General features: G+C 46.2%; 8 protein-coding genes and 1 pseudogene. 4 read left to right on the top strand and 5 right to left on the bottom strand.

Translation table 11 applies throughout. The features are described from left to right. Positions 1-413: 413 nt before the first annotated feature. On the bottom strand, positions 414-1,037 hold the full coding sequence (locus RTK32_RS13075) for a class I SAM-dependent methyltransferase (RefSeq protein WP_312044607.1): 624 nt from the start codon (positions 1,035-1,037) through the stop codon (positions 414-416). 2 nt (positions 1,038-1,039) lie between these two features. Then, the gene (locus RTK32_RS13070; RefSeq protein ID WP_312044605.1) at positions 1,040-1,297 is read right to left on the bottom strand and encodes a hypothetical protein; all 258 of its coding nucleotides are present in this window, start codon (positions 1,295-1,297) and stop codon (positions 1,040-1,042) included. A gap of 1,020 nt (positions 1,298-2,317) precedes the next feature. Here RTK32_RS13070 and RTK32_RS13065 point away from each other — a divergent pair. The 4 genes from RTK32_RS13065 (at position 2,318) to RTK32_RS13050 (ending at position 6,809) form a co-directional block, all read left to right on the top strand. Continuing rightward, positions 2,318-3,076 (top strand): hypothetical protein, encoded by a 759-nt coding sequence (locus RTK32_RS13065; RefSeq protein ID WP_312044603.1) that lies wholly within the window; start codon positions 2,318-2,320, stop codon positions 3,074-3,076. Positions 3,077-3,078: 2 nt separating this feature from the next. Then, a complete protein-coding gene (locus tag RTK32_RS13060; RefSeq protein ID WP_312044601.1) occupies positions 3,079-3,318 on the top strand; it encodes a hypothetical protein in 240 nt (79 codons plus the stop codon). 430 nt (positions 3,319-3,748) lie between these two features. Beyond that, the gene (locus tag RTK32_RS13055) at positions 3,749-4,702 is read left to right on the top strand and encodes an HlyD family efflux transporter periplasmic adaptor subunit (RefSeq protein ID WP_409451091.1); all 954 of its coding nucleotides are present in this window, start codon (positions 3,749-3,751) and stop codon (positions 4,700-4,702) included. Continuing rightward, positions 4,695-6,809, top strand: coding sequence for a peptidase domain-containing ABC transporter (locus RTK32_RS13050; protein WP_312044597.1), 2,115 nt, complete (start codon positions 4,695-4,697; stop codon positions 6,807-6,809). The genes RTK32_RS13055 and RTK32_RS13050 overlap by 8 nt, the downstream gene beginning before the upstream one ends. A gap of 580 nt (positions 6,810-7,389) precedes the next feature. Here the strand turns inward: RTK32_RS13050 and RTK32_RS13045 are convergent. From RTK32_RS13045 to RTK32_RS13035, 3 genes and pseudogenes are all read right to left on the bottom strand, one after another. After that, positions 7,390-8,217 (bottom strand): MIP/aquaporin family protein, encoded by an 828-nt coding sequence (locus RTK32_RS13045; protein ID WP_312044595.1) that lies wholly within the window; start codon positions 8,215-8,217, stop codon positions 7,390-7,392. A 191-nt stretch (positions 8,218-8,408) separates the two neighbouring features. Next, complete coding sequence (locus RTK32_RS13040; RefSeq protein WP_312044609.1) at positions 8,409-8,678, bottom strand: CBS domain-containing protein; 270 nt, start codon at positions 8,676-8,678, stop codon at positions 8,409-8,411. Positions 8,679-8,945: 267 nt separating this feature from the next. Then, positions 8,946-10,478 (bottom strand): annotated as a pseudogene (locus RTK32_RS13035) (glucosyltransferase); the annotation flags it as partial.

The raw sequence follows: 10,478 nt of genomic DNA, 5'->3' as shown, positions 1-10,478 counted from the left end.
GCCGACAGGACATTCTCTTCTCCTTTGTGCTGCATTATTGATGAGGAAAACAAACGCTCAAATTATTTAGCTGAGCGTTTTGGTTTCGAGTTTCGAAGATATGTGACTTATCGAGGTAAGCAGGTGCGTCTTCTTGTGCGTCAGTAAGCTCCTGAACCCTGCGGCTGTCAGCAATAAAGATCATTTTTGACTGGCTATGTTTTTTTAGTAAAAATGGCCCTGATTTCTAATACCAGTCACAAAATTTTTACTCCATATTGACCGTCACTAAAATCGCCTTTCTGCACGCATAACGGACTTGCAACTTTACAGCCTGTCTGCTTCGCGCCAGGCATGAACGCGCCATCAAAAACAGCAGAACTTTATTCTTTTTTGTCTTGTAACCTCGGTTCCTGACAGAAATACAGGCCTCTTTAACAGCGTTTTTTAATCACTGCGAAATAACTTAGCCACTGCTTGCCAGGCACGTTTTCCGCTGCGCCAATGACGGTTTCGGCCTCAAACTCATGTAATGACTCAACGATAAAGCGTTCACGGAAAGTATCAAAAATCTCATCAGCGTTAACACCTGCATCCCTGCCGGTTTGTTTTTTACAGGCCAGAACATAAAGTCGACCATTCTCGCTGAGTAATTTACTGACGATATCCAGGTAGGCCGCCTTTCTCACCGCATCGCCTGAAAAGATATGAAACAGTCCACTGTCAATAATGGTCCGAAACTTCCGATCCCAACGGCCCAGAGTGAAGAAGTCTTTCACCAAAAAGTCGATATTAAGTCCCCTCGCCTTCGCCTTTGCGGTAGCGCGCTCGACAGCCTCTTCGACAAAATCAATTCCGGTAACGTCTTCACCACGCTCTGCAAAATAAGCGGCAAGCGTGCCCGTACCGCAGCCAATGTCTAAGATTGGCCCACGTATAACAGAGGCGCTCTCAATGAAAGGCTTTTGCGGGTGACCGATATCCCATACTGGCTTAGCATTATCGGCATAGTGCTCGCTGAATCCAGCGTGATGGGCTTTACTGTCGATGATGGTCATGATTATTTCCCCGCCTTGTAGTCACGGATGTATGCGTTAGCACCTTGTGTTCGTGCAACGCGTTCATCCGGATTTATTTTCGCGCGGGCGTCATGATGTTGGTTATACATCTGAATAGTGCCATCTAATGCCCTGCGGATAACGGCTCCCAAAGGAACATCAATCCCTGCTTCCTCCTCTAATTTTTCCTTCCAGTCGGTGAAAAACTTCAGTTGCTCATCCGTTAATCTTACGGTCACTACATTATTTTTTCGGCTCATGTTTTCCTCAGCTCAATTCGCCAGCAATGTATACAATGTATACATTGATCAGAAAATAAGCAAATAGTGATTTTTAAGGATGCTCTATTGCCCAGAGGCCGAGGCATTAAACGTGATTAACGGGGTAAAATCAGGGAGGTCAGGCATCTGTCTGTCGGCATGGTGGCAGCATTTTTCATCCGTGCGAAAGCTACTGCCCAGCCCTCACCGACCATAAAGAACAGGACTGGCAGAACCTTACACCGGGAAAGATTCCTGACGTAGTGTGCGAGTACTGCACCCAAAATGATGTGACGGCTGCTAATAAGAAAGATAAACAGGATAATGGTCAGCCCTGGCAGCGGATTATGTCAGTGCTGTATGGCGGCAAACGCCGATCCGCTGGCAAAATTCAGCCCGGTATCAGTCCCGACGCCAGCGGGGACTGCCCGTGCGAGAAGCCTGAACGCCCAAAAGGACGGCATACGGGCCGATAGCGAGGAGTTGAGAAATAACGCCTTTAACACTCTGCAGAAATAAATCAGTACACAGTGACATTTCCATTTTTTCCTTGATTTCGGACAAGTAAACGTCCATAAAATTTTCTGCTATCAATAATATTATGTTCGCACTATTCCCATTGATGGGAACAATGTTCTCCAAATTAGCACATGGCATAAAAATAACGGATGGTTAATATCACCCAGGTAACAGTAAATAGCGCTATCTTCATTTTATTCCTCTAAATTTTTATTCCGAACAAAGGATTTATTGTTCATTTTTTTTGGAGCCAATTCTTAAGCATTAATCCTAATATGAGATCATATGAATCGATGAACCAAGGCATAAGGTATGATACATTCTAATTATTTCATTGCTAAACACCTTCTTTCATCAAAAATACTGATTAAAAAAACTATTAAATCACATTTACTTACATTTTCTCATTTAAAAAGAACACAAAAATAACATACCTTACAAATCCATTAAGGGCTGCAAACCAGTGCAGACTGAAAGAGAGTTTTTATCTTAGAGGTAAAAATGTCAGGTAATTTCACGCTAAAAAAAACAAACAACAATTCTATAAAAAATACTTTTGTTTTCATTGTCACTCTTTTTTTCAGCATTAGCGCATTATCTAATAGCGGAAAAATAGACATTCAAGATGAGAGCGTACTTAATGATCCTCCAAAAATAACAGTAAAAGGTGACACCCTTTATTACGATGGCGAAATAACCAAAGGATCATATTTTCTATTTTTAAAGGAAACCAGAGGAAAAAAAATCAGAACCTTCTCTGTTAACAGTCTTGGTGGCGATATGGAAAATGCCATGCTGATAGGGATATATATTATAAAAAATGGGTTAGATGTGGAGCTGCGCAGTGTCTGTGCCTCGGCATGTGCCAACTATATCTTTGTAGCAGGTAACCACAAATATATTGGAAAGGATTCTTATATTTTATGGCATGGAGGGATTGATAGCCCTAAGAAAGAATTTGAAATTTCCGGCAACATGAGACCTGATGATTTTTTCAGGCTTAAAGAGTATCAGCAGCTAAGAAAAAAAGATCACCTCTTTTATAAAAAAATTGGCGTAAAGAGGGATATAGCTTTTTGTCCTCAACTCCAGAAGAACTATCACGAAGAATTCCCAGAAAAATGGTTTTCATATTCACCAGAAGATATGAAAAGATTTGGCATAAAGAATATCTCTTTTGCCACTACACCTTCTCAATGGCTTATGTCAATGAGAAAAAAGCACGTCATCTTTGCCCATTACTGTAATCAGGAGAAGTAACAATGCGTGAACTTTCTTTAAATGAAATGGATGTGGTCGCTGGTGGTTTTTCAATTGGTAGCTGCTCAATTGGCGGTTCCTACTCTTCTACGCACGACGGTCACGGTGGCTCTTCAACATCTGTGAGTGTTCATGCGGGCTGCGGCATTAACGCACCGGATGCAGGCAGAGGTAACGGCGGTAATTCAAAATCAGGACGAAGCAACAGTAGTAGAAGTAACGATCGGGGCGGTAAGCATTAATTTTTAGCCTTTTGCGGCGGCAGGTACCGGTCGCCGCATACTCTGGTTTGTTGCTTACAGAACATCTACCTGGTTCTCAGGCATGCAAGGTAACATGAATAGATCTCTTTATCGCCAGTCGGCAATCGCACACAGAACAAACGCGTGGAAAGGAAAAGCCTTACTGGTTCGCGGGCTCCCCGTTTGGATACATCTGCTTATTACCGCCCTTTTTCTGCTGTCACTTACTCTCCTTCTGACTTTGGGTAGCTATACCCGTCGCGTAACCGTAAGTGGTGAGTTGGCGTCCGTGCCCCGTCCTGTTGCCGTCACCTCCCCCGAGCAAGGTTTCATTATCAGTAGGTTTGTCAATACAGGAGATAATGTTAAAAAAGGCCAACCGCTGTATGAAATCGATATCAGTCGTACAACCCGCTCGGGCGTAGTTAGCGTGCAGCATCGACAAAATACGCAGGATCAGATCCGGATCGTCGACAGTATTATCGAGCGCCTGCGTGAAAACCGGCGTATTACTCTTGCCACTCTGGAACAGGAAAAAGAAAGTTATGCCACAGCGTTTGAACATTCCACAAAAATTCTTGAACAGGCAGCATCAGGCCTGAAAGAGATGAAACAAAACATGGACAGCTATCGACGTTATCAGCAGGCAGGATTAATTAATCGCGATCAGCTTTCCCAGCAGGCATCCCTTTTCTATCAGCAGCAAAACGATCACCTCACGCTAAGCGGCCAGCGGGAACAAAATGCGCTGCAGTTACTTGCGATTGAAGGCGATATCCGTACGCGTGCTGCGGATTTCGATAACGAAATTTTTCGTATGGAAATGCAAAGGAGCGTTCTGGCGCGTCAGAATACAGAAGACGATGCTTCCGGGACGCTTTTGATTACTTCTCCGGTTGACGGGCGTATTGATACGGCCGGTCTGACTCAGGGACAAGCTACCCATCCTGGCGATGCGCTGGCGCAAATTATTCCGGGCGTAACGCCGCACTGGGAGCTGGTGATGTGGATCCCCGATAGCGCCCTGCCTTTTCTCAAAACTGGCGCACCAGTCAATATTAGTTATAACGCTTTCCCATCGGAGAAATTTGGGCAGTTCCCGGGACGTATTGCAGAGATCTCGACCACGCCTGCGAGTCTTCAGGAACGCTTGCTCTGGCCTGGTGCACCTCTCGCCGATACCGGCGGCGTCTCACAAACATGGTACAGGCTGACCATTACGCCCGATGTGACACATTTTGTCTGGCAGGGACAACGCCTTAACGCGGGGAACGGACTTCGGGCAGACTGCACGCTTTTTCTGGAAAAACGACGGCTGTGGCAGTGGGTACTGGCACCACTTTATGACATGCGGGACAGCACGCGCGGAGCAATCAATGCATAATGAAAAATTGGCCTGGTTACAGAGGCGTCTTAATTTCTCCCCTCGTCGTCGTGTCCCTCTCATCCTGCAGACCGAGGCTGCGGAGTGTGGCCTGGCTTGTATGGCTATGATCGCAGGCTGGCATGGTCACCATACAGATTTATTTACGTTGCGCAGTGAAAGTGGCTTCTCTTCCCGTGGGGCAACGTTGGGCACTCTGCATGCCATTGCTGGCAACCTTGGGCTGGCCGGGCGGGCACTGTCGCTGGATCTGGAAGAACTTTCAGTACTGCGGTTACCCTGTGTGCTCCACTGGAATTTCAGTCATTTCATTGTATTAGTTAGCCTCAAAGGTGATAAGGCTATTATCCACGATCCCGCATGCGGTCGACGAACGGTCAGCAGTCAGACGCTGTCGCAAAGCTTTACTGGTGCGGCTCTGGAGTTATGGCCCGATCGTAATTTTAGCCGCCAGAAAAAGTCATCACGGGTCAGACCTACAGAGTTGATACGCGGCATCAGCGGTTTTGGCCCGGCGTTGGTTAAAGTATTTTGTCTGTCTGTTATGACCGAATGTATCAGTCTGCTGTTGCCGATAGGTACCCAGATTGCCCTCGACCATGTTGTGCCCTCTTCCGATCGCGGACTCCTGGAGCTGGTTTGTTTGTCTTTAGGGACGCTAATTTTGCTGCAAACAGGTCTTAATTTGCTTCGTTCCTGGACCGTGATGGTTACGGACACGTTGACAGACATTCAGTGGAAAGAAGGATTATTAAGACATTTATTGTCGCTTCCCCTGCCCTGGTTTTCAAAAAGGAGAATGGGGGATATACAGTCCCGTTTTGCCTCACTTGGCATTCTGCGGGACTGCTTTGTTCACGATATTACCGGTAGCATCATAGACGGCATTATGTTGACTGGCTCGCTGATCCTGCTGGCGGTTTACGGGGGGCCTCTGCTTTGTTGCGTGGTGGTTGGCTTTGTGTTGATAGCGGTTTTAATGCGTTTAATAACCTTTCCCCGCTATCGCCAGCTGGCTGAGGAACAGCTGATAAAAAACGCAACGGCCGCGTCGCATTTTAGCGAGTCGCTTTGGGGCATTGCCACCCTCCGGGCACAGGGGTTGGCATCTCAGCGCGGACGAAACTGGCTGACGCTGGAAGTTGAAGCTGCAAATGCCGGCGTTAACCGCCGCCGCTTCGATATTCTGTTTAATGCCGTTAGCGGGCTGACCGCAGCCCTGGATAATATTGTTATCCTCTGGCTGGGTATCAGCGCCGTGATGACACACAGTCTTTCATTAGGTGCATTTGTAGCGTTTGGTGTGTTCAGAGAGATGTTTACGGGACGCGCACTTTCCCTTACCGATATGTTTCTACGCTTAGGGATGCTGTCGTTACATGGCGAGCGGATTGCAGATATTGCGCATACTCCTCCTGAACCCACGTCATCTTTAACGGAACAGTTTAAACCGGGTAAGGCTATCGCGCTGGACGCGAAGGAAATCGTATTCCGTCATGATACACAGTCTGCGATGGTGCTTAAGGGATTGAATCTTACTGTCTCTGCCGGAGAAAGCGTTGCTATTACCGGGCACTCAGGCTGTGGGAAGACCACGCTTATGAAAATACTGTGTGGGCTTGTACCGCCTTCAGGAGGAAGTGTGATGGCGGATAGCAAAGATATTTATGCAGGAGGAGTGGAGAGCTATCGTCGGGCTGTATCCTGCATCCTCCAGGAAGATCGGCTATTCGCAGGATCGCTGCGGGAAAATATTAGCGGATTCAGTGAGATACCTGATGACACGTGGCTTGAAGCGTGCGCCCGTTTCAGCCATATCCACGATGATATTATGGCGTTGCCCATGGGTTACGATACGCTGACCGGCGAACTCGGCGAAGGATTATCAGGCGGACAACGACAGCGTGTATTTATTGCACGAGCTTTATATCGACGGCCCGGCATACTGTTTATGGATGAAGCAACAAGTCATCTGGACGAACATAATGAAGCGCTGATTAATACGGCTATACGCGGTCTGAACATCACCCGTGTAATCATCGCTCATCGGCCTTCCACCATTGCCTCTGCCGATCGGGTAATTAATCTTTCTGTTGAATGCATGTAACTCTCTCCGATCTGCCGTATGGTGAAAAAATACCTGCAATGCGGGCTTCTGATGAAAAAATAGAAGAACAGAGAGGCCTGGAACATAAAGTGTTTGTTTTGCTCCCTTCTCTTCTCCCTGATGAAGCATAAATAATGGAAAAAGTGACGCTGCCGCATATTGAAGTTGCGGGAATGCTTACCAGTAAGGTTCCTGCCAAACACCGGACGCCCCAGTCGGAAGGTAGTTTTAGTTTCAATATTTTAGTTTCAATAATGGGATGAATGAACTCCGGCGTGCTGATGGGCCAAATGTTCAGGGAAAAATGCAAGAACAGTCAGTAATTCTGAATAGCGACGGCTTCGGTAAGCATCTTTTGCTTCACCCTGGTCAAGTTGCGTCGATGTCCGCTGTGTGCCAAACGCGGACGGTCACACAGAGGTTGTCACAGCAACCTTGAGGCTTAACGCACAAATCCATGACCAAAGGGCGCCTGTCCCGTGTGGATGACTGCACAAAAAATAAAGCTCGCGCTTATGCGAGCTTTATTTCTGTCAGGCGCCTTCGGGTGAAGAAGATTGAAAACTTTTTGACCCTTAGGTTACTTTTTAACTGAAGAGGCGACGACGCCGGCAGTGCTTTGAGGCAGATGACGGGAGATCAGCAGGCGATATGCGGCGGCGCCCAGGCACCCTCCGATAAGAGGGCCAAAAACAGGCACCAGGAAATACGGGATTTCGCGGCCGCCGGTAAAGGCAACCTCACCCCAGCCAGCCATCCACGCCATGATTTTCGGGCCCAGATCGCGGGCAGGATTGAGGGCGAAACCGGTTAAGGGGCCCATCGATGCACCAATAACCGCTATTAGTAAACCGCTTAACAGTGGCGCAAGCGCTCCCCTTGGCAGACCGTTCAGATCGTCGCTCAGCGTCATCAGTCCTGCGAGTAAAATCGCTGTGATGATTATCTCCGTCAGGAAGGCCTGGCCAACCGAGATGGCAGGATTGGGGTAGGTAGAAAAAATTCCTGCCAGCTCAAGGCTTTCTTTACTGCCGCGTACGATATGATGAGCCTGTTCGGCATCCACAATAAGGTTCTGGTAAAGCATATAAACCACTGCCGCCCCGAAAAAGGCCCCCGCCACCTGCGATACCATATAAGCAGGCACTTTACGTTTATCAAAATCACCAAAAAGCCAGAAAGCGAGTGTGACTGCCGGACTCAGGTGCGCGCCGGACAGCCCTGCTGAAAAATACACGGCCATACTCACCGCCAGCCCCCAGATAATACTGATTTCCCACTGGCCCAGCGAAGCACCAGCCACTTTAGCGGCAGCGACGCACCCCGTGCCGAAGAAGAGAATTAACGCGGTTCCTGTGAACTCCGCAACACACTGCGCCCGCAGTCTGGGAGTGGATAAAGTACTCATGCGATGGTTCCCTTATGGCTTTTAACTAAAAGTTAACATTTAGCATCAAAAAGGAAGGTTACTTATTCGTTCGGGAAAGTTCCACGTTCGATTTCGAAAAGAGTGATCGTCGTACTGTTTAGACCGTTAATGCGGATAAAGGCGCATTACAGGCGAGGAACCATCAAACAGCACTGGCGCTTATGTCCGGCTCAAACGCCGGCTTCATGAATATCGTGGGTATTAATCGCGCCGATAATCTGCCCGACGTCAGAGGTAACGGGCGCTGCAGAAATTTTCCTTTCCTGGAATATTGCCTGTGCTTCAGCGGCGAGCTGAGCGGCGGAAAGACTGAAGCCGGGGGATGTCATCGCATTCTGACCCTGCGCACAAAGATTGCCCCCCTTAAGCCGCCAGCGACGCAAGTCACCGTCGGTAAAAATACCGGCAAGCCTGTGATCGCCAGCCGTTACGGCCTGCATTGACACAACCGTTCCTGGACTCCTTCCAGGAAGCTAATCATTTATTGACGAATGTGTAGAGATAACGACGCTCCCCACTTATTACCCTGCTGATGTAATTACCGGAGCACGCTGCGGGTATTGGTTTCAGTGCAGTTTCGGATCACGGGCTATTACCTTTCTCCGAAGCTGCGCAGCAGCGCCGCTCACGCCGCGGGCGTGCTACGCTCTGGCTATTTTTTTAATTGATAATTCCTTTCGGGATAAAATTTTACACTGGGAAACACTTCAAACGTGATCATTATAATGTGACTGTGGCGAGTTTTTATCAATAAACTGCCAAAAGTAATTATCTTGAGCTGCATTAGGATAAGACCAATTATTAGTCGATGGCTTGCCATCTTTCCTCAAAATAAAATGACGTCTATTTTTCACGTCATAATAAATTTCACCGGCCAGACCTTCGGTACTGAAAATTCTCGGATGTTCAAATGTTCCTATCTCCCATGATATAAATTGCCATATTTCATCTGAATTTCCAAATAATGGGAAATGCCAGTTGTTATCTGATGGACGCCCTTCAATTTTGAGCATTAAATACCCACAATTTATATCGTAGTAAATACTTCCGGGCTTTCCATATTCATTCCATTTTTTTGGATCGTTTATACATCCTTCATGTTCACCTGCATAAATCCAGTGTTCATTATCTTTTTTGTTATCAGGATAGAGCCAGAGATTTTCACCAGGTATGCCCGGGAATTTTAATATGAAATACGTGCCATCAAGCAAGTATACACTTCCTGCGTAACCATACTCTTCAAATGAATATGGAGTTCTGAAATCGCCAACTTTCCGGGTAATGAATTCGAACTTATCATTTGACTGACCATCCGTAGGATAATACCATACATGGTCATATGGCCTTCCATCTTCCTTTAATAATATATAGCCTTCCTTTCTCCCATAATATACTGAACCAGCTTTACCATATTCGCACCACCCTTTTGGCTGACCCAGCGTGCCTGGATGGGTACCGGCATAAATCCATTCCTCATTATCCATCCCATCATCGGGGTAGTCCCAGGAATGAAATTTGGGGATGCCTTCTTTCTTTATAATGAAATATTTATTTTTTCCATTATAATAATAAACATCTCCTGATTCTCCAAATTCTGACCAATCACGGGGGACGAGGAACTTTTGCGCGCCAGTTAAACCCAGCCTGTCCTCAATGATTTTTACTAATTCCTCCCTTTGATTATTATTAAATTCAGTTTCACTCAGTAATTTATTCTCCTCCACGGAGTTATCTTGAGAAAAAAATATTTTTTCACTACTAATTTTTAAGTCATCTTCTTTTTGGGCGAAAAGTTTTTTAAATGCATTATCATCAAGAGATAAAATTTCCAGGAAAATATCTGCGAATTGTAGATCATCAATAGGGATATTGGTTAACATCTGGCTGGTGATAATATTCATATTTTCATTTATTATACCATAAAGGCCCCTATACTTGTTGTAAAACGATTTCGGGGATATTTGATTTAAAATAAGCCTACCGACATCCATTAGGTAGTCGTTAAAGGATTCAATGCCACGTTTTCTTCTCACATTTGGTGGGGTTTCCTCAGTATTCGTCAGATATGTAAACATATTTCTTATTTTCATGACAGTATCCATGGATTTTTCTGCAGCAAAATCCATTACAAATTCCTGAAGAGCATTAATAGGGCTTTCTCTAAAGGTTACGGGTTTTAGGTCATGTGTTGGAGTGCCAACCCTATATTTTCCTTTGTAGGCTATAACCTCTTTTTTCAT

This window comes from Erwinia sp. (assembly GCF_031978025.1).
In the GTDB taxonomy this organism is placed as follows: Bacteria; Pseudomonadota; Gammaproteobacteria; order Enterobacterales; family Enterobacteriaceae; genus Erwinia.
This window is presented reverse-complemented; position numbering and strand designations above follow the sequence as displayed.

Excerpts from the sequence above, each read along its gene's own strand:
- RTK32_RS13060 (WP_312044601.1), top strand. The coding sequence starts at position 3,079 with ATGCGTGAACTTTCTTTAAATGAAATGGATGTGGTCGCTGGTGGTTTT.
- RTK32_RS13065 (WP_312044603.1), top strand. The coding sequence starts at position 2,318 with ATGTCAGGTAATTTCACGCTAAAAAAAACAAACAACAATTCTATAAAA.
- RTK32_RS13070 (WP_312044605.1), bottom strand. The coding sequence starts at position 1,297 with ATGAGCCGAAAAAATAATGTAGTGACCGTAAGATTAACGGATGAGCAA.
- RTK32_RS13050 (WP_312044597.1), top strand. The coding sequence starts at position 4,695 with ATGCATAATGAAAAATTGGCCTGGTTACAGAGGCGTCTTAATTTCTCC.
- RTK32_RS13045 (WP_312044595.1), bottom strand. The coding sequence starts at position 8,217 with ATGAGTACTTTATCCACTCCCAGACTGCGGGCGCAGTGTGTTGCGGAG.
- RTK32_RS13075 (WP_312044607.1), bottom strand. The coding sequence starts at position 1,037 with ATGACCATCATCGACAGTAAAGCCCATCACGCTGGATTCAGCGAGCAC.
- RTK32_RS13040 (WP_312044609.1), bottom strand. The coding sequence starts at position 8,678 with ATGCAGGCCGTAACGGCTGGCGATCACAGGCTTGCCGGTATTTTTACC.